Source organism: Burkholderia sp. IMCC1007, assembly GCF_027257875.1.
In the GTDB taxonomy this organism is placed as follows: Bacteria; Pseudomonadota; Gammaproteobacteria; order Burkholderiales; family Burkholderiaceae; genus Burkholderia.
Window position 1 is genome coordinate 65,512 of the sequence record NZ_JAPVQY010000015.1, and the last position, 25,209, is coordinate 90,720.

Consider the following 25,209-nt stretch of genomic DNA (forward strand, 5'->3'; position numbering starts at 1 on the left):
GCGCCAGCGGTGGCGCTCGCGCTGAAGCACAAATGAAGAAGCCCGCACAAAGGTGGGCTTCTTCATTTCCGAATGCACAAACAACAATGCCCGCACAAGGCGGGCATCGTTGTTTGTTTGGCGGAGCGGACGGGACTCGCCTACATCCCGCAGGCCGCGGCTGCGCGTGCACGCGCAGCCCTTCTCGTCCCGCCGGAAGCCGCGCAGGCGGCTTCCTCCACTCCGCAGTCACGCGCCCGCAAGCGGGCGCAAAACCGAATGCACAAACAACAATGCCCGCACAAGGCGGGCATTGTTGTTTGTTTGGCGGAGCGGACGGGACTCGAACCCGCGACCCCCGGCGTGACAGGCCGGTATTCTAACCGACTGAACTACCGCTCCAGTCTTACTGCTTGCCTGGCAGGCGTCGGTTACTTCCTGCCGGCGCATCGTTTGTTCGAACGACGCCGAAATCTGGCGTCCCCTAGGGGATTCGAACCCCTGTACTCACCGTGAAAGGGTGATGTCCTAGGCCTCTAGACGAAGGGGACAACGTACTGCTTACATCTTTAACGCAAAAGCCCGTTCAAAGCGTTCATTTTGAATGGGCTTGTTCTGGCGGAGCGGACGGGGCTCGAACCCGCGACCCCCGGCGTGACAGGCCGGTATTCTAACCAACTGAACTACCGCTCCAGCTTTCTGCACCACCACCTGCAGGACCACGTTCACGCCCTGCAAGCGTTGCGACACTTCTACGAAACGCCGCTGAATCTGGCGTCCCCTAGGGGATTCGAACCCCTGCACTCACCGTGAAAGGGTGATGTCCTAGGCCTCTAGACGAAGGGGACAACGTACTGCCTACATCCTTAATACAAAAGCCCGCTCAAAAACGTCTTGAACGGGCTTCGTTCTGGCGGAGCGGACGGGACTCGAACCCGCGACCCCCGGCGTGACAGGCCGGTATTCTAACCGACTGAACTACCGCTCCAGCTTTCTTACCCAACCTGCAGGACGTCGGTTACGTTCCTGCAAGCCTTGCAACACTTCTACGAAACGCCGCTGAATCTGGCGTCCCCTAGGGGATTCGAACCCCTGTACTCACCGTGAAAGGGTGATGTCCTAGGCCTCTAGACGAAGGGGACATGATCTTTTCAGATTTGTCTGACTTTCGCTATTTACTTAGTAGCGTCAACAGCGAAGGCCGAAATTCTAACTGCTTTAAATCATTTTGTGAAGCATTTATTACTACTACCACTGCTTCGCAAATCAATCTTTTGTTCTGATGGTGGAGGTAAGCGGGATCGAACCGCTGACCTCTTGCATGCCATGCAAGCGCTCTCCCAGCTGAGCTATACCCCCTTGCAGAACAGAAATGAGATTATATGGACCGAATTCGAACTTGTAAATACCCTTTTTGCGATTCGAGCGAAATTTTTGCGAAGACGCCGCGACATCCCGTGCCGACGGCTTCGCGCACGCCCGAACCTCAGGCCAGCGCAGCCTCGATGCGCGACACGACGATGTCGCGGCCGAACAGCACCAGCACCGCGTCGATCGACGGCGTATGCGTCGTCCCCGCCACCAGCAGGCGCACCGGCATCGCGAGCTGCGGCATCTTCAGCTTGTGCGCGCCGAGCGTCGCCTTCAGCGCGGCGGACACCGCTTCCTTCGTCCAGTCGGCCGCCTTCAGCGCGGCAACGAGATCGGCCAGCGCCGGTCGCACCGCGTCGGTCACGTGCTGCGCGATCGCGTCGGCGTCCGGTGCCGGCACGCGATAGAACATCGCGGCACCTTCGGCGATTTCCTTGACCGTCGTCGCGCGATCCTTCATCAGGCCGACCACCGCGTCGAGCGCCGGGCCCGTCGCGATGACCGCATCGTCGATGCCGAGCGCATCCAGGAACGGCTTCGCCAGCGCGGCAAGGCGCGCGTTGTCGGCTTCCTTGATGTAGTGGGCATTCAGCCAGCTCAGCTTGCTGTGGTCGTACTGCGCGGGCGACTTGCCGAGGTGCTCGAGATCGAACCATTCGACGAACTGCTCGCGCGAGAAGATCTCGGCGTCGCCGTGCGACCAGCCCAGACGCGCGAGATAGTTGACGACGGCCTCCGGCAGGAAGCCTGCGTCGCGGTACGCCATCACGCTCATCGCGCCATGCCGCTTGCTCATCTTCTCGCCCTGCTCGTTCAGCACGGTCGGCAGGTGCGCATAGACGGGCGGCTCGCCGCCGAGCGCGCGCAGGATGTTGATCTGGCGCGGCGTGTTGTTCACGTGGTCGTCGCCACGGATCACGTGCGTGATGTTCATGTCCATGTCGTCCACGACCACGCAGAAGTTGTAGATCGGCGTGCCGTCCGGACGCGCGATCACGAGGTCGTCGAGCTCCTCGTTCGAGATCTCGACACGGCCCTTCACCGCGTCGTCCCACACGACCGTGCCGGTCAGCGGATTGCGGAAGCGCAGCACCGGCTTCACGCCGGCCGGCGGCTCCGGCAGCACCTTGCCCGGCTCCGGACGCCACGTACCGTCGTAGCGCGGCTTCAGGCCGGCTTCGCGCTGGCGCTCGCGCAGCGCGTCGAGTTCCTCGGCCGACATGTAGCACGGGTACGCGAGGCCCTTCTCGAGCATCTGCGCAAGCACCTCGCGATAGCGGTCCATCCGCTGCATCTGGTAGATCGGGCCTTCGTCGAAATCCAGGCCGAGCCACTGCATCCCTTCGAGGATCGCGTCGACGGCTTCCTGGGACGAACGCTCGACGTCGGTATCCTCGATACGCAGCACGAACGTGCCTTTCATCTTGCGGGCGAACGCCCACGGATAGAGCGCGGAGCGGATGTTGCCGAGGTGAATGAAGCCGGTGGGACTCGGCGCGAAGCGGGTACGGACAGGACGGGTCATAAACGGTAACTCGAACGCCTGGGGCGCATGAATGATTCGACGCGGGATCGACGGCGACAGCCCGGACAGCAATGGGGCCGGCCGCGCCCGGAACGGGAAAGAAGCCGGAATTATACTCGCGCCCGTCATCGCGCCAAGCGCGCCGCTTGCTTTATGATGTGCGCGCCGCGGCCGCCAGCCGGCGCCGCGCCGGCCGCACGTTCGCAAGTCGCTCGGCCACTCGGAACCTATCGCCGCCGCGGGCCGCACGGCCCGCCGCCCAGCCGCCGGAGAACCATTCGATGTCGTCCCCTCGCCTGTCGCGCCGCCACTTCACGATCGCGTGCGCGTCCGCCAGCCTCGCTGCCTGCACGTCGTTCGGCGACAAGTCCCGTCCCGACAACGCCGCGACTTCCGCGCAGTCGCGCGAGAAACCCGTGAAGATCGGCATCGCGCTCGGCGGCGGCGCCGCGCGCGGCTTCTCGCACATCGGCGTCTTGAAGGCGCTCGAGGCGCGCGGCATCCCGATCGACATCGTCGCGGGCACGAGCGCAGGCTCGGTGGTCGGCGCGTTGTACGCGTCCGGCATGAGCGGGCTGCAGATCAACAAGATCGCGCTCGACATGGATCAGGCATCGATCAGCGACTGGGCGCTGCCGTTCCGCTCGCGCGGGCTGCTGCAGGGCGTCGCGCTGCAGAACTTCCTGAACAAGGCGCTCAACAACCGGCCGATCGAAAAGATGACGCGGCCGCTCGGCGTCGTCGCGACCGATCTGCAGAGCGGCCAGCCGATCCTGTTCCAGCAGGGCAACACGGGGCTCGCGGTGCGCGCGTCGTGCAGCGTGCCGTCGGTGTTCGAACCCGTGAAGATCGGCAACCGCGAGTACGTCGACGGCGGCCTCGTGAGCCCGGTGCCCGCATCGTTTGCGCGCAAGATGGGCGCGAACTTCGTGATCGCGGTCGACATCTCGGCGCGCCCGGACGGTGCCGCGACCAACAATCCGATCGAGATGCTGCTGCAGACCTTCACGATCATGGGGCAGACGATCAAGACCTACGAGCTCGACAAATATGCGGACGTCGTGATCCGCCCGAACCTCCCGGCGATGGGCGGCAGCGACTTCAACCAGCGCAACGCGGCCGTCCTCGCGGGCGAGGAAGCCGTCGCGCGCATCATGCCCGAGCTGCAGCGCAAGCTCGCGGCGGCCCGCGGCGTCGCTGCCGCGTAACGCGACGACGCGCCGCCTTGCGCGGCGCGCGGCCATCGACGGCAGCCCGGCCGCCCAGCCGCCGTCGGCGGCCGCTCCGTTCGGCGCTCGCCACTCGTCACTCGCCCTGCGCGCGCAGCAAAACAAAAACCCTGCCGCCTTTCGGTGACAGGGTTTTCTTGATCCGGCGGTTTGCCGGCGAGCGTCAGTTGTTGCCGTTCGCCGTATCGTCGCCGATCGTCGCGCGCACGCGCTGGCGCAGATCGTCGGCCTTCATCGGAAACTCCGATTCGAGGCGCCGTGCGCCGGTGAAACGCTTTTCCCAGTAGCCGCTGTCGAGATCGTCGACGCGAATGGTGCTGCCGGTCGACGGCGAATGCACGAACTTGTTGTCGCCGATGTAGATGCCGACGTGCGAGAACGTACGGCGCATCGTATTGAAGAACACGAGGTCGCCCGGCTTCAGGTTGCTCATGCTGACCTTCTCGCCGACGCGGCTCATCTCCTCCGCGCGACGCGGCAGCGACATGCCGAGCGTGTCCTGGAACACGTAGCGGACGAAGCCGCTGCAGTCGAGGCCCGAATCCGGCGAGTTGCCGCCCCAGCGGTAACGCACGCCTATCATGTTGAGCGCGCCGACGACCACGTCGCCTGCCTTGCCCGCCATGCCGGCGAGGAACGACTTTGCGCCGCCGGTCGACGGCTGCGCGCTGGTCTGCTGGAGGGAGGAAGGCGACCCGATTTGGGCCGAATTCGTGACGTTCTGGTTAAAACTGCTGACTTCGTCGGCGAACGCGCCGGAAGCTGCTGCGAACAGGGCGCCGATGAATAGCCCGGCGATGGTGCGCGCGCATGCCTGGGTCAGGGATCGATGCTGCATTGGTCGATGGAATGTGCTTAAAAATCAGCTGATTGGCGGAAAATTTCGGTCGATACTAGCCAGCGCGTAATCGTTTGTCAAAACAAATTAAAAAATACAATCGAGATAGTCAGACCATTGGGCGCCTATCACGCTTTCCAGACCGCTTTCAACAGCTTTTGTGTGTAAGGATGTGACGGATTCGTGAAGATATCGGCCACCTCCCCGGACTCCACGACCACCCCGTCCTGCATCACCGCGACCCGGTGCGCCATGGCGCCGATCACCTCCAGGTCGTGGCTGATGAATACATAGCCGAGGTTGTATTTTTGTTGCAAATTCGCGAGCAGCTTCAGCACCTGCTGCTGGATCGACACGTCCAGCGCGGAAGTTGGCTCGTCGAGGATCAGAATGCGCGGCTCCAGCACGAGCGCGCGCGCGATCGCGATCCGCTGGCGCTGCCCGCCCGAGAATTCGTGCGGATAGCGGTGCAGCACCGTGCGGTCGAGGCCGACTTCGCGCAGCACCGCGAGCGACTTCGCACGGCGCGCGTCCGGCGTCAGTTCCGGGCGATGCAGCTCGAGCCCCTCGCCGACGATCCGCTCGATCGTGTGGCGCGGCGACAGCGAACTGAACGGATCCTGAAAGACGACCTGCATGTTCGAGCGCAGCGCGGTCTGCTCGCGGCCGCGGTAGGACGACAGCGCACGCCCCTGGAATTCGATTTCGCCATGCGCCGTCTTCTGCAGACCGAGCAGCGCCATTGCGAGCGTCGATTTCCCGGAGCCGGATTCGCCGACGATGCCGAGCGTCTCGCCCTGCCGCACCGATACGGATACGTCCGAGACCGCCGTCACCGGGATCGTGCCGAACCAGCCGGCAAAGCCCGGCCGCTTGCGCGCGAACTGGACGCTGACGTGGCGCGCATCGAGCACGACGGGCGCGATCGGCATCACCGGCGCGACCGCCCGCTGCGGCCGGCTGTTCAGCAAACGCCGCGTATACGGATGCTCCGGCTCCGCGAAGATCCGCTCGACCGGCCCGCTTTCGACCAGCTTGCCGTGCTCCATCACCGCGACCCGGTCGGCGAAGTGCCGCACGAGATTCAGGTCGTGCGTGATCAGCAGGATCGCCATCCCGCGCTTTTCCGCCTCCTCGCGCTGCAGTTCGAGCAGCAGGTCGACGATCTGCGCGCGGATCGTCACGTCGAGCGCGGTGGTCGGCTCGTCGGCAAGCAGCAACCGCGGCCGGCATGCGAGCGCCATCGCGATCATCGCGCGCTGGCGCTGGCCGCCCGACAGCTGGTGCGGGTAGCTGTCGACACGCCGCTCCGGCTCGCCGATGCCCGTGCGCGCGAGCAGTGCAATCGCGCGCTTGCGCGCTTCGGCCGCCGTCACGCCGTCGTGCAGCACGATCGTCTCGCCGATCTGCGCGCCGATCGTATACAGCGGATTGAGCGCCGTCATCGGTTCCTGGAAGATCATCGCGATATCCGAGCCGCGCAGCCCGCGCATCTGGCGCTCGCTCTTGCCGGCGAGATCGTGCCCCGCGAAACGGATCTTGCCGCTCACGTCGGCGTCGCGCAGCAGCCGCAGGATCGACAGCGCGGTCACGCTCTTGCCCGAGCCCGACTCGCCGACCAGCGCGACGCGTTCGCCGCGGCCGATCGCGAGCGTCACGTCGTCGACGGCCACCGTGTCGCCGAAGCGCACACGCAGATGCTCGAGCGACAGCAGCGGCTCGCCGTGCGTCGATGCGGTCGTGTCGCTCATCGCTGCCCTCCCGCCGCGCGCACCGAGTCGGAGATCCGCGTGTCGAGCGCGTTGCGCAATGCGTCGCCCATGAAGGTCAGCAACAGCAGCGTCGCGACCAGCACGCCGAACGTCGACAGCGAGATCCACCACGCATCGAGATTGCCCTTGCCCTGCGCGAGCAGCTCGCCGAGGCTCGGGGTCGGCGGCGGCACGCCGAGCCCGAGGAAGTCGAGGCTCGTGAGCGCGAGGATCGCGCCGCTCATCCGGAACGGCAGGAACGTGATCACGGGCGTCAGGCTGTTCGGCAGCACGTGGCGCCAGATGATCTGCCAGTTCGTGAGCCCCATCGCGCGCGCCGCGCGCACGTAGTCCTGCGTCCGGTTGCGCAGGAATTCGGCGCGCACGTAATCGGCGAGCCCGATCCAGCCGAACAGCGACAGCAGCACGATCAGCAGCACGAAGCTCGGCTCGAAGATCGACGCGAAAATGATCAGCAGGTACAGCTCGGGCAGCGAGCTCCAGATCTCGATCAGCCGCTGCCCGACGATGTCGATGCGGCCGCCGAAGAACCCCTGCACGGCACCCGCGGCGATCCCGAGCAGCGTGCCGATCACGGTCAGGATCAGCCCGAACTCGACCGACACGCGGAAGCCGTACACGAGCCGCGCGAGCAGGTCGCGCCCCTGCGCATCGGTGCCGAGCCAGTTCGCGCGCGACGGCGGCGCGGGGTTGGGCACGGTCGAGAAGTAGTTCAGCGTGTCGTAGTAGTAGCGGTTCGGCGGGTAGACGACGAAGTTGCCGGGCGCCGCGAGCCGTTTGCGTACGTACGGATCGAGATAGTCGGCCGGGGTCGGGAAGTCGCCGCCGAAGGTCGTCTCCGGATACGCATGGAACATCGGGAAATAGTAGTGGCCGTCGTAGCGCACGACAAGCGGCTTGTCGTTCGACCACAGCGGCGCCGCGAGGCTTGCCGCGAACGCGATGACGAAGATCACGAAGCTCCAGTAGCCGAGACGCTGCTGGCGAAAGCGCTGCCATACGCGGCGCGCGGGCGATGGCGACACGCGCGCGCGCGCCACGTCGATGCGGGACGACACGGCGACCCGGCTCATCGCGCACCTCGCCCGGCGACGCCGGACATGCGGGCAGGCGCGCCGGCCAACGGCGTGCGAACGGACGGATTCATGTCAGCGCTCCAGGTTGTCGAATTGAATGCGCGGGTCGACCCACACGTAGCACAAATCGGAGATCAGCTTGGTCGCGAGCCCGATCAGCGTGAACAGGTACAGCGTGCCGAGCACGACCGGATAATCGCGCCGCACGACCGACTCGTACGACAGCAGCCCGAGGCCGTCGAGCGAGAACAGCGTCTCGATCAGCAGGCTGCCCGTGAAGAACGCGCCGATGAACGCGGCCGGAAAACCGACGATCAGCGGCAGCATCGCGTTGCGGAACACGTGCTTCCACAGCACGGTGCGCTCGGCGAGCCCTTTCGCACGCGCGGTCAGTACGTACTGCTTGCGGATCTCGTCGAGAAACGCGTTCTTCGTCAGCATCGTGACGACGGCGAAGCTGCCGACGACCGACGCCGTGATCGGCAGCGCGATGTGCCACAGATAATCGAGCACCTTGCCGACCAGCGACAGCTGCGCGAAGTTGTCCGACGTGAGGCCGCGCAGCGGAAAGATCTGCAGGAACGAGCCGCCGCCGAACAGCACGAGCAGCAGCACGCCGAGCACGAAGCCCGGAATCGCATAGCCGACCAGCACGACGAGGCTCGTCGCGACGTCGAACGGCGAACCGTTGCGCACGGCCTTCGCGATGCCTAGCGGCACCGAGATCAGGTAGGTGATGAAGAACGTCCACAGCCCGATGCTGATCGACACCGGCAGCTTCTGCACGACCAGCGACCACACGCTCTGGTGGCGGAAGTAGCTGTCGCCGAGATCGAAGCGCGCGAAGCGCTCGAGCATCAGCCAGTAGCGTTCGAGCGGCGGCTTGTCGAAGCCGTACAGCGCCTTGAGCTGCGCGAGCTGCTGCGCGTCGACGCCCGTATGCGCGCGCATCCCGAACGGCGTCGCGCCCTGCTCCGTCGCGCCCTTGCGCAGCTCCTGCACGGCCTGCTCGACGGGGCCGCCGGGCACGAACTGGATCACCGCGAACGTGAGCGTGAGCACGCCGACGAGCGTCGGGATCATCAGCAGCAGGCGTTTGAGGATGTAGCTCCACATAGGGCGTCGACTCGCGATCGATAGGCTGGTTGAACGAAGGGCCGGGAGGTGTCAGTGACCGGGCCTGGCCCACCACGTCGACACGATCCAGCCCTCGGCCGAATAGTACAGCGGCAGCATGTGCGGATAGCCGAGCGTGCGCTTGTACGCGATCCGGTGCGTGGTGCTGTACCACTGCGGAACCGCGTAATAGCCGTGCATCAGCACACGGTCGAGCGCATGCGTCGCATCGAGCAGCTCGTCGCGCGTCTGCGCGGTGCCGAGCGCATGCAGCAGCGCGTCGACGGCCGGCGACTTCAGGCCGATGATGTTGTCGGAGCCCGGCACGTCGGCGAACTTGCTGTCGAAGCGCGAGAACTGTTCCGCACCGGGCACCTGCACGCCCGGATAGCGGACCGTCGTCATGTCGTAGTCGAATGCATCGAGCCGCTTTTGCAGCAGCGCATAGTCGGCTGTGCGAAAGCGCGCGTCGATGCCGAGCTTCGCGAGATTGCGCTGGTAGGCCGTCACGATGCCTTCCATCGCCGCGCCCGAGTCGTCGAGGATCTCGAACGTGAACGGCTCGCCGTTCGCATTGCGCAGCGCGCCGTCGCGATAGGTCCAGCCGGCTTGCGCGAGCAGCGCGCGCGCCTTCAGCAGGTTCGCGCGCAGCGAGCCTGGCGGATGCGTGTCGGGCTGCGTGACCATCGGGCCGAACACGGCCGCATCAAGTTGCGCGCGCAGCGGTTCCAGCAGTGTCAGCTCGCCCGGGCCCGGCGTGCCGGTCGCCTGCAGGTCGGTGTCCGCGAAATAACTGTCGAGACGCGTGTATGCGCCGTAGAACAACTGGCGGTTCAGCCATTCGAAATCGAACGCGAGGTCGAGCGCCTGGCGCACGCGCACGTCGCGAAACAGCGGCCGGCGCAGGTTCATGAAGAAACCCTGCATGCCCGCGCCGTTGTGCTGGCGGAATTCGCGCTTCACGAGCTCGCCGCTGTCGAAGCGCTTGCCGACGTCGCGCCGCGTCCAGTTGCGCGCGACGTACTCGACGAGCACGTCGTACTCGCCGGCCTTGAACGCCTCGAGCCGCGCGACGCCGTCGCCGTACAGCTTGTAGACGATCCGCGCGAAGTTGTGGGTGCCGACCCGCACCGGCAGGTCGGCACCCCAGTACGCGGGATTGCGCCGGTACGTGATCGTGCGGCCGTTGTCGTAGCGCTCGATCAGGTACGGCCCGCTGCCGATCGGTTGCTCGAATGCGAGCTGGTCGAACGGAATGCGCGAGCCGTCCGCGCGCAAGCCCCACTTGCGCGAGAACACCGGCACGCCGCCGGCGATCAGCGGCAACTCGCGATTCGTACTGCGGAACTCGTAGCGCACGGTCGCCCGATCGACCACCACGGCCTTCGCGATGTCGGCGAAATATGCGCCGAACTGCGGTGCGGCGAGCTTGCTCTTCAGCGTGTCGAACGAAAACTTGACGTCGTCGGCCGTGACCGGGTCGCCGTTCGAGAAGCGTGCGCGCGGGTTCAGATGGAATGTGACCGAGCGGCGGTCCGGCGCGATCGCGATGTCGTCGGCGAGCAGCCCGTACGCGGAAGCCGGTTCGTCGAGACTGCCGGTCGCGAGGCTCTCGAACAGCATGTCGATGCCCGGCGCCGGGTTGCCGCGCATCGTGAACGGATTGAACTTGTCGAACGACGTGAGCCGGCTCGGGTTGGCGAGCACGAGCGTGCCGCCCTTCGGCGCGTCCGGATCGACGTAGTCGAAATGCTTGAAGCCCGGCGGATATTTCGGCTCGCCGTATTGCGCGATCGCATACGCTGCGTGTGCGGCCGTCGCGGCCAGCAGCGCCTGTATGGCCAATACTGCCGCCGTGCGGCCGGCAGCCCGCACGGCATGTGCGACGCCGAAGCGCAGGTGCGCGGCGACAGTCCGGGGCAAACCGTTGGTCATAGAGGCCCTGTCGATCGATTGTGGGGTGTAACGAGGGTCGATTCTACCCATTCAATTCGACGTCGAGCCAACTTGCGGGTTTTCGCGTAGGGCGCCGGTGCATCGCGCGTCGCGCGCGCGGCCCGCGCGGGCAAAAGAAAACCGCCACGCGGGCGGTTTTCGTTCGATGCGCGCACGCGTCACGCGTGCGCCGCAGGTCGATCAACGCCAGCCGTTGTGACGGCCGTTGTCCCAGTGACCGCGGTCCCAGCGATCGCGATCGCCGCCCCAGCCGCGGCCATGGTGGCGATACCACTCGTCGCGACCCCAGTAGCGGCGGCCATCCCAGTAACGGTCGCCGTGCCAGCCGATCACGATCGCCGGTGCCGGCGCGTAGACGGGCGCCGGCGCGTAGACCGGTGCCGGCTGATAGACGACCGGCGGAGGCGGTGGCGCATACACGGGCGCAGGTGCGACGTAGACCGGAGCCGGCACGCCGACATTGATCCCGACATTGACTCCCGCCATTGCTGCGCCCGACACGAGCAAGGCCGTCATACCGGTCAAGAGCGAGGCAACACGCAAAGTCTTCATGGATTCCTCTTTGAGTTGTGTCATGTGTGATTCGACTATAAGGGCAAGCGCCGGCCCCGCATATTTCAAGTTTGTAAGAACTGATGCGCGGCATCGCAACGGCACGCGCGCGCTAACGTCTTGTAACAATTGGCGGCCCGACCCGCGCCAGGCGCCGCTGCGGGCCGCCTGCCGGGCTCCTCGGCCGCGCTCGCACCGGATCATACTGCCTCCCCACGCTCGTGCGCGCCGCCAGTGCAATTGATAGGGTGCGCGCGGATTTCGCGGGCGAAAAAAAAGCGGCACGCGCGTGCCGCTTCTCCATGGCCGGCGCGTTGCGCCGCGACGTCGCTCAGCGCGACATCATGTTCATGCTGACGTTGTGCATCACCCACAACGTGCCGACGATCAGGATCGCCGCGGTCAGCACGGTATAGCTGAACGCCATCACGTTCCAGCGCTGGCCCGACGAACCGTTCATGTGCAGGAAGTACACGAGGTGCACGACGATCTGCACGAGCGCGAGCACGGCAAGCGCGATCAGCGACGCGTGCGGCGACAGCACGCCTTGCATCACCAGGCCGAACGACGCGGCCGTGAGCAGCACCGACAGGATGAAGCCGGCGACATAGCCGCCGACGCTGCCGTGCCCTTCTTCGAGTTGAGACGAATGCGAATGGGCCATTTAGATCACGCTCGCGAGATAGACAAAGGAAAACACGCAGATCCACACGATGTCGAGGAAGTGCCAGAAGAGGCTCAGGCACGTCAGGCGACGCAGGTCGCGATCGGTCAGGTCGCCGCCGCGCAGCACGATCTGCCCGGCGAGCACGACCATCCACAGCAGGCCGGCCGTCACGTGCAGGCCGTGCGTGCCCACCAGCGTGAAGAACGCCGACAGGAACGCGCTGCGTTGCGGGCCTGCGCCTTCCGCGATCAGGTGCGAGAACTCGCGCAGCTCCATCGCGAGGAACGCCGCGCCGAGCACGAACGTCACCGCCAGCCACGCGAGCAGCGCACCGCGTCGCTGCTTGTACGCGGCCAGCATCGCGAAGCCGTAGGTGATGCTCGACAGCAGCAGCGCGGCGGTTTCCACCGCGACGCCCGGGATGTCGAACAGGTCCTTCGCGGTCGGGCCGCCCGCGTACTGGTTGCCCAGCACGGCGAACGTCCCGAACAGCGCCGCGAAGATCACGCAGTCGGTCATCAGATACAGCCAGAAGCCGAACACCGAGTGCGACGGCGGATGGTCGTCGTGCTCGAGCAGGGTTGCGCTCAACGTTTTCTGCAACATCAGTTGGCCTCCAGTTCGACGTCGTCGACGCGCGTGGCCACGCGCACCGCCGGTTGCTTCTCTTCGATCTTGCGCACCTTGGTCGCCGGGATGTAATAGCCGTCGTTGTCACGCGAGCTATAGATCACGAGCGTCGCGACGATCCCGACCAGGCCGCCGATCGCCATCCACCAGATGTGCCACACCAGCGCGAAGCCCAGCACGAGGCTGAAGATCGCGACCACGAGACCCGCACACGTATTCGACGGCATGTGGATGTCGCGGATCGACGCCGGGTTCGGACGGGCATCGCCACGTGCCTTCATGTCGGCGTATGCGTCCAGCGTGCGCACTTGCGGGATCACCGCGAAGTTGTAGTCGGCCGGCGGCGACGTGGTGGCCCACTCGAGTGTGCGGCCGCCCCACGGATCGCCCGTGGTATCGCGGTATTCCGGCAGGTTGCGGTTGCGGATGCTGACGACCAGTTGCAGCAGCTGGCATGCGATGCCGATCGCGATCAGCACGGCGCCGAACGCGGCGACCAGCAGCCACGGATGCCACGCCGGGTTGTCGTAGTGGTTCAGACGGCGCGTCATGCCCATGAAGCCGAGCACGTACAGCGGCACGAACGCGACATAGAAGCCGACCTGCCAGAACCAGAACGCAGCCTTGCCGAGCTTCTCGTTCAGCTTGAAGCCGAACGCCTTCGGGAACCAGTAGTTGAAGCCCGCGAGATAGCCGAACAGCACGCCGCCGATGATCACGTTATGGAAGTGCGCGATCAGGAACAGGCTGTTGTGCAGCACGAAGTCCGCACCCGGGATCGCCATCATCACGCCGGTCATCCCGCCGATCGTGAACGTGACCATGAAGCCGATCGTCCACAGCACGGGCGTCGTGAATTCGATCCGGCCGCGATACATCGTAAACAGCCAGTTGAACACCTTCACGCCGGTCGGGATCGCGATGATCATCGTCATGATGCCGAAGAACGCATTCACGTTCGCACCGGAGCCCATCGTGAAGAAGTGGTGCAGCCACACGAGGAACGACAGCACCATGATCGCGCAGGTCGCGTACACCATCGTCTTGTAGCCGAACAGCGGCTTCTTCGAGAACGTCGCGATGACTTCCGAGAAGATGCCGAACGCCGGCAGGATCAGGATGTAGACCTCGGGATGGCCCCACGCCCAGATCAGGTTCAGGTACAGCATCGCGTTGCCGCCGGCTTCGTTCGTGAAGAAGTGCATGCCGAGGTAACGGTCGAGACCGAGCAGCGCCAGCGTCGCGGTCAGGATCGGGAACGACGCCATGATCAGCACGTTCGTGCAGAGGGCCGTCCACGTGAACACCGGCATCTTCATCAGCGTCATGCCGGGCGCGCGCATCTTGATGATGGTCACGAAGAAGTTCACGCCGGTCAGCAGCGTGCCGACACCCGAGATCTGCAGCGCCCACAGGTAGTAGTCGACCCCTACCCCCGGACTGAACTGCAGCTCCGACAGCGGCGGATATGCGAGCCAGCCCGTCTGCGCGAACTCGCCGATCACGAGCGAGATGTTGATCAGGATCGCACTGACTGCCGTCATCCAGAACGACAGCGAGTTGATGAACGGGAACGCGACGTCGCGCGCGCCGATCTGCAGCGGCACGACGAGGTTCATCAGGCCGACCATGAACACCATTGCCATGAAGAAGATCATGATCACGCCGTGTGCCGTGAAGATCTGGTCATAGTGGTGCGGCGGCAGGTAGCCGGGCGCGTTGTACGCGAGCGCGAGCTGCATGCGCATCATGATCGCGTCGGCGAAGCCGCGCAGCAGCATGATCAGCGCGACGATGATGTACATCACGCCGAGTTTCTTGTGGTCGACTGTCGTCAGCCATTCCGTCCACAGCCACTTCCAGCGGCCGGTGATCGTCAGGCCGCCGAGAACGGCCAGCACGGCCAGCCCCATGAAGGCGCCGGCCACCATGATGATGGGCTGATCGAACGGGATCGCCGATAGTGTGAGTTTGCCGAACATGCGTTACCCCTTCGTGCCGCAGGCGGCGTCCTTCAGATCGAGGACGTGGCCATCGTTGTATTTCGCGATGATGTTGTGGAAGAGCCGCGGATCGACCGACGAGAAGTAGCGCACCGGCGCCTTCTCGCTCGGCTGCGCGACCGAGCCGTACACGGTCGCGTCGAGACGATCAGGCGATGCCTTGACCTTCTGCACCCATGCATCGAACTGCTCGCGCGGCTCGGCCAGCGTGCGGAATTTCATGTCGGAGAAGCCGCGACCGCTGAAGTTGGCCGACGTGCCCGCGTAGTCGCCGGCTTCGTCGGCGATCAGGTGCAGGCGCGTCTGCATGCCGGCCATCGCGTAGACCTGGCCGCCGAGCTGCGGGATGAAGAACGAGTTCATCACCGAATCCGACGTGATGCGGAAGTTCACCGGCGTGCCGACCGGAATCGCGAGCTGGTTCACCGACGCGATGCCGAGTTCCGGATAGATGAACAGCCACTTCCAGTCGAGCGCGACGACCTCGACGTCGATCGGCTTCACCGACGACTCGAGCGGCTTGTACGGGTCGAGCTCGTGCGTGGTCTTCCACGTGAGCACGCCGAGGAACAGGATGATCAGCGTCGGCACCGTCCAGATCACGACTTCGATCGCGGTCGAGTGCGACCAGTTCGGCGCGTAGGTGGCGTTGCGATTCGACGCACGATAACGCCACGCGAACCATAGCGTGAGCAGAATCACCGGCACGACGACGATCAGCATCGCCCACGTGGAGGTTGCGATCAGCGCCTTTTCGGCGGCACCGACACTTCCTTTCGGATTTAGTACATCTAAATTACAGCCTGACAGGCTCAGCGCCGCGCCGATTGACATCAGCGCCGTCCAGCCTTTTGAAGCTTTTCTTTTCATCACACAGCCCGAGGGGTCATTGAATCCGTAGCGTTTGCCCGATGCGCATGCGAGCCACGAAACTGGCCGAATCATACGTCGCGCGATGACGATGAAAAACCGGTGGATGCGGCAAATCATCATTGCAATATCTGTGATGGGACAGATTGTCGCGGGGCAATTTCGCGCAGCCGGGAGTCGGCAGGTGCGCTCGGCACCTGCTCCGATGGATGTGCGCGCAACGGCCGCATCGTCGAGCGATGCAGCCGTTGCGCGCATGCACTGCGATCAGTTGCGTGCCGAGGCCATGTAGGCCGGCTGCGGCGGCGTGATGCCGTCCCCTGCCGGTACCTTCGAGCGGCTCGCGTCTTCGATCAGTTGCGCGACGGTCGGATCGATCGCGTCGGTGAACGGCTTCGGATAGATGCCGACGCCCAGCACGATCAGCGCGAACGACGCGAACACCACGATCTCGCGACGGCTGAGGTCGGAGAGCTTGGCGACGCGCGCGTTATCGACCTTGCCGAACACGACGCGCTTGATCATCCACAACGTGTACGACGCGCTGAGGATCAGCGTGAGCGCCGCGATGGCGCCGATCCAGAAGTTGAAACGGATCGCGCCCATGATGACCATGAACTCGCCGACGAAGCCCGACGTGCCCGGCAGGCCGACGTTGGCCATCGCGAACAGCACCGCGAACATCGCGAAGCGCGGCATCACGCCGGCCACCCCGCCGTATGCGGCGATCTCGCGCTGCTTGGTGCGATCGACCAGCACGCTCACGCAAAGCAGCATCGCGCCCGCGACGAAGCCGTACGAGACGAGCTGCACGATCGCGCCTGCGACGCCGATCTGGTTGAACAGGAACAGGCCAAGCGTGACGATCCCCATGTGCGCGACGGTCGAATACGCGAGCAGCTTGGTGAGGTCGGTCTGCGCGAGCGCGACGAGGCTCGCGTAGACGATCGCGAACAGCGACAGCGCGATCACGGCCGGCGCGAAGAAGTGGGCCGCATCCGGCGTAATCGGCAGCGCGAAGCGCAGGAAGCCGTAACCGCCGAGCTTCAGCATCGCGAGCATCAGCGCGGCGCCCGTCGGGCCGTCCGTGTAGACGTCGCGCAGCCACGTGTGAACCGGCCACATCGGCACCTTGACCGCGAACGCGGCGAAGAAGCCCAGGAACACCAGCAGCTGCGGCGAGAAGCCGAGCTCCAGCGTGCGCCATGCGTTCATGTCGAACGTATGCGACTTCGCATACAGGTAGAGCATCGCCATCAGCAGCAGCAGCGAACCCGCGAACGAGATGAAGAAGAACTTCACCGCCGCATACACGCGATGCTCGCGGCCCCACGTACCGATCAGCAGGTACAGCGGGATCAGCGTCGCCTCGAAGAAAATGAAGAACAGCAGGCCGTCCTGCGCGACGAACACGCCGACCATCAGCCCCGACAGGATCAGGAACGACGCGTAATACTGCGCGATGCGAACCGTGATCGATTCCCACGATGCGATCACCACGATGAGCGTCGTGAACGCGGTCAGCACGACGAGCCAGAGCGATGCGCCGTCGATGCCCACGCGCCAGCCCGAGTTGAATGCCGCAAGCCAGTCGCGGGTTTCGACAAACTGCATCGCAGCCGAATGCGAATCGAAACCGGTGACGAGCGGGACGACCGCTGCCAGCCCGATCAGTGCGCCGATGAGCGCGATCCACCTCGTGCGATTGGGATGATGGTCGCTGCCGGCACGCAGCAGGCACGCGCCAACCAGGATCGGAGCCCAGATCGCCAGGCTCAGAAAGGGAAAATCATGCATGTCAACAAACCTAGAGAGGGTCGCACGCTGCATCGGGACAGGCGTGACGAAAGAATCGAAATCAAATCGTAAGCTAGATTTCGCGAATCGCCCTTGTTGGCAAACTGTAAAGCACCGTCAAAACGAAGTTTGACGTGGCTCAAGCGCAATCGGGTTAACGAGGATAAATCGAACGGAGAAATTTTGCATCGCAACAGACGCTAGTTCTTCGACGCGTTTGCAAACACCTGATTTTTATATGTAATTTTTTGTAGCATCGAAGGTCTGGATGCGGGCGAATCAGTGCGATGCCGCATTTTTGTCGTCAGGTCACTGTTTTTGCGTGCCCGAACAGGATGCGGGGAACGATCGGCATATCCGGCTCGAACCTTACACCTATACTTTCGTTTTACTTACATCTTGCCGTCATCAAGGCTGCACTGAAGGCGCGCGATAAGCGCGTCGCAGCCCCTTCCGGCTGGCGCTGATGACTCAACCGGTCTCATCTGCGCATCGGCACCGCACGCTCGTGGTTGTGTTGCGCAGGGATATGGACGACGCGGCTGCCGTGCGTCGCATAAACCTGCGAAGTCGCAAGCATGATCGCATCGACGATGTAGCGCGCGTCGATCATGCGGCCCGCAGCAACAACTCGACATGGATCGCCTGCTGCGCGCCGCCGCTCGCGTAGACGGACGACGATCGTCGAAGCATCTCGATGCACGCGCACATGCGCTCGACCACTTCGCGCATCGGCGCGACGCTTCGCCCGGTTCGCGTCGGTGCCGGGCGACAGGAACGCCGGCGGCTCGCGATACGCATCGTACGCATAGCCGTGACGCATGCAGCAGCGCAGCGCATGAGCGCCGCCGAACTCGGGCATTGATTGGCTGTCCGGACGAAGTGCGATGCCGACTCGTATGTCCGAACACGAAGCGGAAAAGAAAAAGCCCCGCAAGTCCGAGAACTTGCGGGGCTTTGTCACCGCTTTTGGCGGAGACGGAGGGATTCGAACCCTCGATCCAGGTTTTGGCCCAGATGCTCCCTTAGCAGGGGAGTGCCTTCGACCTCTCGGCCACGTCTCCCAAACTTTCGCTCGCACCAGGGAGGCAGTGCGACGAGAACGAAATAATATAGGGTTTCGAACCGTGCGTCAATTTCCGCGATGCATTTTCTTCAATGCATCACGAAAAAATTCACGCGGGCTGATCGAGTTCGAATGCCTTGTGCAGTGCGCGGACAGCGAGCTCCATGTACTTCTCGTCGATCAGCACCGAAATCTTGATTTCGGACGTCGAGATCATCTGGATGTTGATGCCCTCTTCCGACAGCGTGCGGAACATCTTGCTCGCAACGCCCACGTGCGAACGCATGCCGACACCGACGACCGACACCTTCGATACCTTCGGGTCGCCCTGCACGCGCTCGGCGCTCACATGACCCTGAACCTGGTTGGTCAGGATGTCCATCGCCTTCTGGTAGTCGCCGCGGCCGACCGTGAACGTGAAGTCGGTCTTCCCTTCGACGCTCTGGTTCTGGATGATCATGTCGACGTCGACGTTCGCGTCGGCCACCGGGCCAAGGATCTGATACGCGATGCCGGGCTTGTCGGGCACGCCCATCACAGCAATGCGTGCTTCGTCGCGCTGGAACGCGATGCCGGAAATGACTGCCTTTTCCATGGTCTCGTCTTCTTCAAAAGTAATCAGGGTGCCCGAGCGCATTTCTTCGTCGAGCGCAATCAGCGGATCGGTCAGGCTCGACAGCACACGCGTCTTCACCTGGAATTTGCCGGCGAATTCGACCGAGCGGATCTGCAGGACTTTCGAACCGAGGCTCGCCATTTCCAGCATTTCCTCGAACGTCACGCGATCGAGGCGGCGTGCCTCTTCGACCACGCGCGGATCGGTCGTGTAGACGCCGTCGACGTCCGTGTAGATCAGGCACTCTTCGGCACCCAGCGCAGCCGCCACCGCCACCGCCGACGTGTCCGAGCCGCCACGGCCCAGCGTCGTGATGTGGCCGTCCGGATCGACGCCCTGGAAGCCGGTGATGATCACCACCTTGCCGGCGTTCAGATCGGCCTTCACGCGTTCGTCGTCGATCGAGTGGATGCGCGCCTTGGTGAACGCGCTGTCCGTCTTGATCGGCACTTGCCAGCCTGCATAGCTCACGGCTTCGACGCCGATTTCCTGCAGCGCGATCGACAGCAGGCCGACGCTCACCTGCTCGCCGGTCGATGCGATCATGTCGAGCTCACGCGGGCTCGGCTGGCTCGAAATCTCTTTCGCGAGACCGAGCAGACGGTTGGTTTCGCCGGACATCGCGGACGGCACGACCACCATCTGGTGCCCGGCCTGATGCCATTTTGCGACGCGTTTCGCGACGTTCTTGATGCGCTCGACCGAGCCCATCGAAGTGCCGCCGTATTTGTGTACGATGAGTGCCATTGTCGTTCTGAACTGGAGGAGAAACCGCACGGGCGCGATGGGCAGGCCGCGTTGCCGTTCGGTCACGCGGCTTGTGGCTGTGGACGGACGACGAGGGGGACGGCTGGGACGCAACACGCAAGCGTGACGGATTTTGCCCGGAAGGCCGATCAGGCCGCGCAAACCGGGTACGTCACGCGGAAAACCTGCACAAATCGCTCAAAAATCGAGCCGAGCAAACGACCGAGCGTACCCGATAGATGCCCGCTTGACAAGCCGCTCGCCGCGCCGGCAGGCGTTCCGGCGCTGTTTACCAAATGGTGAAAACCGGCGAGCGATCACGCCGCCGGGAACCCGCCGCGGCTACGCGATCAGCAGGTCGGGACGCCATTCGATCCGGCGCCACGCGCCGTCGCCGTGCAACCCGTCGCCGTGATTGACGCCGAGCCGCGGCACGTAGACGAGCCGGTCGCCCGCGAACAGCAGCGGCACGTCGCGCTGCCAGGCCGGCACGCCGCGCTCCTGGAACAGGTTCTTCAACGTGCGGCCCGGGCCGCCGGGCGACGTGCGCATCCGCTCGCCACCCGCACGGGCGCGCGCGCCGAGCGCCGCGGCACGCAGCAGCGCCTCCGGCACCGCCCCGTCGCTGCAGGCTTCGGCCGGCGCGAACACGAACGTGCCGCGCCACGCCGGCAGGCGCCAGATTTCCTGTCCGTCCCACGCGAGCACCGATTCGGGATGCGGCGTCCCGGTGCCGTCATCGGCCGGCTCGGCACTGTCGCCCGCCTCCCAGTACACGACATCGCGATACAGCCGCAGACACCGGCCCGCATGATCGACACGCAGCGCATGCGCGTCGTGCGCGGCACGCAACTGCCGCATCATGTTCGCGAGCCGGCCGGCGGACGCACTCGGCAAGCCGAGCCGACGCATCCAGAAGCGCAGCAGGTTCGCGCCGCGCGTGTCGTCGAACGCGACCAGCGCATCGCGCGACAGCGCGCGCCCGCCGTCGCGCGCGGCGGTCGCGAAATCCAGTTCGGCCAGATCGTCGAGCAGCCGCTGCGCGGCGGCCGCATGCTGGGCCGCCCGGCCCAGCGCATCGCGAAAGCCCGGGAAATGCACGGCGAGCGTCGGTAGCACGTCGATGCGCAGCGCGTTGCGCGCATAACGCGTATCACCGTTCGATTCGTCGTCGATCCACGTGAGCTCGCGCTGCGCCGCATAGCGCTCCAGTTGCGCGCGCAACAATCGCAACAGCGGGCGCACGCGCTCGACGCTCGCGCCGTCCGGGCGATAGCGCGGCGCCATCGCGGCGAGTCCCGCAATCCCGGCGCCGCGCAGCAACTGCAGCAGCACCGTCTCGGCCTGGTCGTCCGCATGCTGGGCGACCCATAGCGCGACCGCGCCGTGACGCTCGCACATCGCGTCGAGCACCGCATAACGACGCTCGCGCGCCGTCGCCTCGATGCCGAGGCCGCTGTCGCGCGGCACGTCGACACGCTCCGCTTCGAACGCGACGCCGAGCCCTTCGGCCGTTGCTTGCGCATGCGCGACCCACGCGTCGGCGTTTTCGCTCAGGCCGTGATGCACATGCAGCGCCACGCAACGCGCAGCGCCCGCGACGCGCACGGCCGCATCGAGCAGCACCGTCGAGTCGAGGCCGCCGCTGTATGCGATGGCGATGCGTGCATCGGGCGGGAGCTCGGCAAGCGCAACGCCGACCGCGTCGAGTACGACGCGGTCGGCGGAGAATTCGGTCGGGGGGATCACGAGAGAAGCGCGCGCCGAGCGGCGCGCGATGCGAGCACGCCGGTCATGCGCCGGGCGTGGTTTCCTTGAACTTGCCGTAGGCCATCAGGCGCTCGAAGCGACGCTCGCGCAGCGCATCGATGCTCATGCCCTGGAACTGGCGCAGCGAATCGGCAAGCGCGCGGCGCAGCAGCGCGGCCATGCCCTTCGGATCGCGATGCGCGCCGCCGAGCGGCTCGTTGATGATCTTGTCGATCAGGCCGAGCGCCTTCAGGCGGTGCGCGGTCAGGCCCAGTGCTTCCGCGGCTTCGGGCGCCTTCGCGGCGCTCTTCCACAGAATCGACGCGCAGCCTTCCGGCGAGATCACCGAGTAGGTCGAGAACTGCAGCATCATCACGGTGTCGGCCACGGCGATCGCGAGCGCGCCGCCCGAACCGCCCTCGCCGATCACCGTCGTGATGATCGGCGTCTTCAGCTCGGCCATCACGTACAGGTTGCGGCCGATCGCTTCGGATTGGCCGCGCTCTTCGGCGCCGATGCCCGGGTACGCGCCCGGCGTGTCGACGAACGTGAAGATCGGCAGCCCGAACTTCTCGGCGAGACGCATCAGCCGTTCGGCCTTGCGATAGCCTTCCGGACGCGGCATCCCGAAGTTGCGCGCGGCGCGCTCCTTCGTGTCGCGGCCCTTCTGATGGCCGATCACCATGCACGGGTGGCCGCCGAAGCGCGCGAGCCCGCCGACGATCGACAGGTCGTCCGCGAATGCGCGGTCGCCATGCAGCTCGTGAAAATCGGTAAACAGCTCCGCAACGTAATCGAGCGTGTACGGACGCTGCGGATGCCGCGCGATCTGCGAGACCTGCCACGGCGACAGGTTCGCGTAGAGGTCTTTCGTCAGTTGCTGGCTTTTCTTCGACAGCCGCTCGATTTCTTCCGAAATATCGACAGCCGAGTCGTCCTGCACGAATCGCAGCTCTTCGATCTTGGCCTCGAGTTCGGCGATCGGCTGTTCGAAATCCAGAAACGTGGTCTTCATGTGTTCGAATCCTTGGGTCTTGCGGCAGCGCGTATTCTACCCGCGCGGGCGATACGCAAGATCGGCTCTCAACTATTGATGTTTAAAACCCGATAGCCTCGATCAGGCGTCGGCGTCAGGCGCGTCGAGGCTGCGCCACATGTACCAGGTCGCGACGGTGCGCCACGGTTCCCAGTTGGCAGCCACTTCCCGCGCCTCGCTACGCGTGACGGGTTCTCCGCTGAAGTAATTGACGCTGATCGCGCGGATCAGGCCCGGATCGTCGAGCGGCAGCACGTCCGGCCGCGACAGGTTGAAGATCAGGAACATCTCGGCCGTCCAGCGGCTGATGCCGCGGATCTGCGTGAGTTCCGCGATCACGTCCTCGTCGTCCATCGACGTCCATTTGTCGACGTGCAGCGCGCCGGACACGAAATGTTGCGCGAGATCGAGAATGTATTCCGTCTTGCGCTTGGACAACCCGCACGCAATCAGCTTGTCCGCGCCGAGCCGAATCACCGGCTGCGGTGCGAGTTTCGGACACGCATCTTCGATGCGCGCCCACAGCGCCTGCGCGGACGGCACCGAGATCTGCTGGCCGACGACCGAACGCGCGAGCGTGACGAACGGGTCGCCGCGCTTCACGAGATGCGCGGGACCGAACTTCGGAATCAGCTTCTTCATGATCCGGTCGCGCTTGACGAGATCGGCGCACGCCTTGTCCCAGTAGGCGGGACGCACGACGCCATCGGCGCCGTCGGCTGCCGCGTCGGATGCGCGCGTCTTGCGGGCCGCGTCGGCGGCCGCCATCGCAGCGTCCGGCTGCCCCGCGTCCGCGCCTTTCGCGCGCGCGGGCTTCGCATGACCGTTGAGCGCGCCGTTCGGCACGGCGCGCGTCGCGTCCGCCTTCGCCGCTGGCGCGCGCTTGGCTGCCGGACGCGCGGCGACCGGAGTCGCACGCCTGACCGGCGCTTTTCTGGCCGTTGCCATCCTGCCTCCTACCTGACGGATCGGTCAGTGGAACGCACCGCGCTCATACGCGACGCCATTCGGTCGATCCGCCCGGTTTGTCTTCAAGAGCGATCCCGGTCTCGAGCAGTTCCGCCCGGATCCGGTCCGCTTCGGCATAGTCCTTCGCTTGTTTCGCCGCGATGCGCGCGGCGATCCTCGCTTCGATCTCGTCGGCTGCGAGCCCGCCTGCCTGCGCGGCGCCGGCGCCCTGCTGCAGGAACGCGCGCGGTTCGCGGCCAAGCAGGCCCAGCAGGCCCGCGAGTTGTTTCAGTTGCCGCGCGAGCGACGCATCGCGCGTGCGGTTGACTTCGCCCGCCAGCTCGAACAGCGTCGCCACCGCGACCGGCGTGTTGATGTCGTCGTTCATCGCCGCCGCGAAACGCTGTGCATGCGGCTCGTTCCAGTCGAGCGCGAGCGCGTCGGGCTCGACGTCCTTCAGCGCCGTGTACAGGCGCGTGAGCGACGCGCGCGCATCGTCGAGATGCACGTCGCTGTAGTTGAGCGGCGAACGGTAATGCGTGCGCACGATGAAGAAGCGCATGACTTCCGCGTCGTAACGCTCGAGCACTTCGCGGATCGTGAAGAAGTTGCCGAGCGATTTCGACATCTTCTCGTTGTCGACCTGCACGAAGCCGTTGTGCATCCAGTAATTGACGAACGTCTGGCCGGTCGCGCCTTCGCTCTGCGCGATCTCGTTCTCGTGGTGCGGGAATTGCAGATCCTGCCCGCCACCATGGATGTCGAAATGCTCGCCGAGCAGCGTGCAACCCATCGCAGAGCACTCGATGTGCCAGCCCGGCCGGCCCATCCCGTACTTCGACGACCACGACGCGCCGTCCGGCTCGTTTTCCTTCGCGCGCTTCCACAGCACGAAGTCGAGCGGATCCTGCTTCGCATCGTTCGCGGTGACGCGTTCGCCCGCCCGCAGATCGTCGAGCGACTTGCCCGACAGCTTCCCGTAGTTCGCGAACTTGCGCACCGAATAATTGACGTCGCCGTCGCTCGCCTGATATGCGTAGCCGTTCGCCTCGAGCTTCTCGATCATGCCGAGCATCTGCGGAATGAACTGCGTCGCGCGCGGCTCGATGTCGGGCCGCTGGATGCCGAGCGCCGCTTCATCCTCGTGCATCGCGCCGATGAACCGGTCGGTCAGCGACTTGATCGTCTCGCCGTTCTCGACCGCGCGGCGGATGATCTTGTCCTCGATGTCGGTGATGTTGCGCACGTACGTGACCCGATAGCCGATCGCACGCAGCCAGCGCTGGACGAGGTCGAACACGACCAGCATGCGCGCGTGGCCCACGTGACAATAGTCGTAGACGGTGATCCCGCATACGTACATCCGCACTTCGCCGGGCTGGCGCGGCACGAAAACTTGCTTGTCACGCGCGAGCGTGTTGTAGATGCGCAGTGATTCCATAGAGATGAACCGTGAGCCGAAGGAAACCGCCCTGGCGAAGCTCGCCCAGCATGCGAAACGGACGGACCACCTGCCGCGGCACGACGCCGCGCGTCCTCGATATCACATGGGGCGGTCAGGCTGCAAGCACAGCGGTGACGGCCACGAGAGGCAAAAGAAAGACTGCCTGCGGCTCGCCGGAACGCGCAGACGTTTTGTTAGAATGGCTCGGAGTATAACATTCCG

Annotated in this window: 19 protein-coding genes and 8 tRNA genes; 1 reads left to right on the forward strand and 26 read right to left on the reverse strand. The window is 64.9% G+C overall.

What is annotated here, in order from left to right; all coding sequences use genetic code 11:
* Positions 1-304 precede the first annotated feature (304 nt).
* From O1Q03_RS15955 to gltX, 8 genes are all read right to left on the reverse strand, one after another.
* Positions 305-381, reverse strand: a tRNA-Asp gene (locus tag O1Q03_RS15955).
* Between the two features lie 73 nt (positions 382-454).
* Positions 455-530 (reverse strand) — tRNA-Glu (locus tag O1Q03_RS15960).
* A 65-nt stretch (positions 531-595) separates the two neighbouring features.
* Positions 596-672 (reverse strand) — tRNA-Asp (locus O1Q03_RS15965).
* Positions 673-751: 79 nt separating this feature from the next.
* A tRNA-Glu gene (locus O1Q03_RS15970) sits at positions 752-827 on the reverse strand.
* A 63-nt stretch (positions 828-890) separates the two neighbouring features.
* Positions 891-967, reverse strand: a tRNA-Asp gene (locus O1Q03_RS15975).
* Positions 968-1,045: 78 nt separating this feature from the next.
* Positions 1,046-1,121 (reverse strand) — tRNA-Glu (locus O1Q03_RS15980).
* Between the two features lie 141 nt (positions 1,122-1,262).
* A tRNA-Ala gene (locus tag O1Q03_RS15985) sits at positions 1,263-1,338 on the reverse strand.
* 127 nt (positions 1,339-1,465) lie between these two features.
* Positions 1,466-2,875, reverse strand: a complete 1,410-nt coding sequence (gltX, locus tag O1Q03_RS15990) for a glutamate--tRNA ligase (protein ID WP_269504636.1) — start codon at positions 2,873-2,875, stop codon at positions 1,466-1,468.
* Positions 2,876-3,156: 281 nt separating this feature from the next.
* On the opposite strand from gltX, the gene O1Q03_RS15995 reads away from it, so the two are divergent.
* On the forward strand, positions 3,157-4,083 hold the full coding sequence (locus O1Q03_RS15995; RefSeq protein ID WP_269504638.1) for a patatin-like phospholipase family protein: 927 nt from the start codon (positions 3,157-3,159) through the stop codon (positions 4,081-4,083).
* Between the two features lie 184 nt (positions 4,084-4,267).
* Here O1Q03_RS15995 and O1Q03_RS16000 read toward each other — a convergent pair whose 3' ends face one another.
* The 18 genes from O1Q03_RS16000 to cysS all read right to left on the reverse strand — a co-directional run bounded on the left by O1Q03_RS16000 (position 4,268) and on the right by cysS (position 24,984).
* The gene (locus O1Q03_RS16000) at positions 4,268-4,942 is read right to left on the reverse strand and encodes a C40 family peptidase (RefSeq protein ID WP_269504639.1); all 675 of its coding nucleotides are present in this window, start codon (positions 4,940-4,942) and stop codon (positions 4,268-4,270) included.
* Positions 4,943-5,070: 128 nt separating this feature from the next.
* On the reverse strand, positions 5,071-6,693 hold the full coding sequence (locus tag O1Q03_RS16005; RefSeq protein ID WP_269504640.1) for an ABC transporter ATP-binding protein: 1,623 nt from the start codon (positions 6,691-6,693) through the stop codon (positions 5,071-5,073).
* Positions 6,690-7,787: an ABC transporter permease gene (locus O1Q03_RS16010; protein ID WP_269504641.1), complete on the reverse strand. Its 1,098-nt coding sequence runs from the start codon at positions 7,785-7,787 to the stop codon at positions 6,690-6,692. Before O1Q03_RS16010 ends, O1Q03_RS16005 begins: the two co-directional genes overlap by 4 nt.
* 75 nt (positions 7,788-7,862) lie before the next feature.
* Positions 7,863-8,906, reverse strand: coding sequence for a microcin C ABC transporter permease YejB (locus tag O1Q03_RS16015; protein ID WP_269504642.1), 1,044 nt, complete (start codon positions 8,904-8,906; stop codon positions 7,863-7,865).
* A gap of 51 nt (positions 8,907-8,957) precedes the next feature.
* The gene (locus tag O1Q03_RS16020; RefSeq protein ID WP_269504643.1) at positions 8,958-10,841 is read right to left on the reverse strand and encodes an extracellular solute-binding protein; all 1,884 of its coding nucleotides are present in this window, start codon (positions 10,839-10,841) and stop codon (positions 8,958-8,960) included.
* Between the two features lie 201 nt (positions 10,842-11,042).
* The gene (locus tag O1Q03_RS16025; protein WP_269504644.1) at positions 11,043-11,414 is read right to left on the reverse strand and encodes a hypothetical protein; all 372 of its coding nucleotides are present in this window, start codon (positions 11,412-11,414) and stop codon (positions 11,043-11,045) included.
* Between the two features lie 331 nt (positions 11,415-11,745).
* Positions 11,746-12,078: a cytochrome o ubiquinol oxidase subunit IV gene (cyoD, locus tag O1Q03_RS16030; RefSeq protein ID WP_269504646.1), complete on the reverse strand. Its 333-nt coding sequence runs from the start codon at positions 12,076-12,078 to the stop codon at positions 11,746-11,748.
* Complete coding sequence (gene cyoC, locus O1Q03_RS16035) at positions 12,079-12,687, reverse strand: cytochrome o ubiquinol oxidase subunit III (RefSeq protein WP_269504647.1); 609 nt, start codon at positions 12,685-12,687, stop codon at positions 12,079-12,081.
* Positions 12,687-14,693, reverse strand: coding sequence for a cytochrome o ubiquinol oxidase subunit I (gene cyoB / locus O1Q03_RS16040; protein WP_269504648.1), 2,007 nt, complete (start codon positions 14,691-14,693; stop codon positions 12,687-12,689). Before cyoB ends, cyoC begins: the two co-directional genes overlap by 1 nt.
* A gap of 3 nt (positions 14,694-14,696) precedes the next feature.
* Complete coding sequence (gene cyoA, locus O1Q03_RS16045) at positions 14,697-15,584, reverse strand: ubiquinol oxidase subunit II (RefSeq protein WP_124829351.1); 888 nt, start codon at positions 15,582-15,584, stop codon at positions 14,697-14,699.
* Between the two features lie 267 nt (positions 15,585-15,851).
* Positions 15,852-17,381 carry a complex I subunit 4 family protein gene (locus tag O1Q03_RS16050; RefSeq protein WP_269504649.1) on the reverse strand — a complete coding sequence of 510 codons (1,530 nt, stop codon included), beginning with the start codon at positions 17,379-17,381 and terminating at the stop codon, positions 15,852-15,854.
* A 481-nt stretch (positions 17,382-17,862) separates the two neighbouring features.
* Positions 17,863-18,243 carry a hypothetical protein gene (locus O1Q03_RS16055; protein WP_269504650.1) on the reverse strand — a complete coding sequence of 127 codons (381 nt, stop codon included), beginning with the start codon at positions 18,241-18,243 and terminating at the stop codon, positions 17,863-17,865.
* 108 nt (positions 18,244-18,351) lie between these two features.
* Positions 18,352-18,445: transfer RNA gene (locus O1Q03_RS16060), tRNA-Ser, on the reverse strand.
* Between the two features lie 111 nt (positions 18,446-18,556).
* Positions 18,557-19,810: an aspartate kinase gene (locus tag O1Q03_RS16065; RefSeq protein ID WP_269504651.1), complete on the reverse strand. Its 1,254-nt coding sequence runs from the start codon at positions 19,808-19,810 to the stop codon at positions 18,557-18,559.
* 342 nt (positions 19,811-20,152) lie between these two features.
* Positions 20,153-21,559, reverse strand: coding sequence for a tRNA lysidine(34) synthetase TilS (gene tilS, locus O1Q03_RS16070; RefSeq protein ID WP_269504652.1), 1,407 nt, complete (start codon positions 21,557-21,559; stop codon positions 20,153-20,155).
* Between the two features lie 43 nt (positions 21,560-21,602).
* Positions 21,603-22,574, reverse strand: a complete 972-nt coding sequence (locus O1Q03_RS16075; RefSeq protein ID WP_006478433.1) for an acetyl-CoA carboxylase carboxyltransferase subunit alpha — start codon at positions 22,572-22,574, stop codon at positions 21,603-21,605.
* 102 nt (positions 22,575-22,676) lie between these two features.
* Entirely contained in the window at positions 22,677-23,543 is an 867-nt protein-coding gene (locus O1Q03_RS16080) for a DNA-3-methyladenine glycosylase family protein (protein WP_269504653.1), read from the reverse strand.
* 43 nt (positions 23,544-23,586) lie between these two features.
* Positions 23,587-24,984, reverse strand: a complete 1,398-nt coding sequence (gene cysS / locus O1Q03_RS16085) for a cysteine--tRNA ligase (RefSeq protein WP_269504654.1) — start codon at positions 24,982-24,984, stop codon at positions 23,587-23,589.
* Between the last annotated feature and the right edge of the window lie 225 nt (positions 24,985-25,209).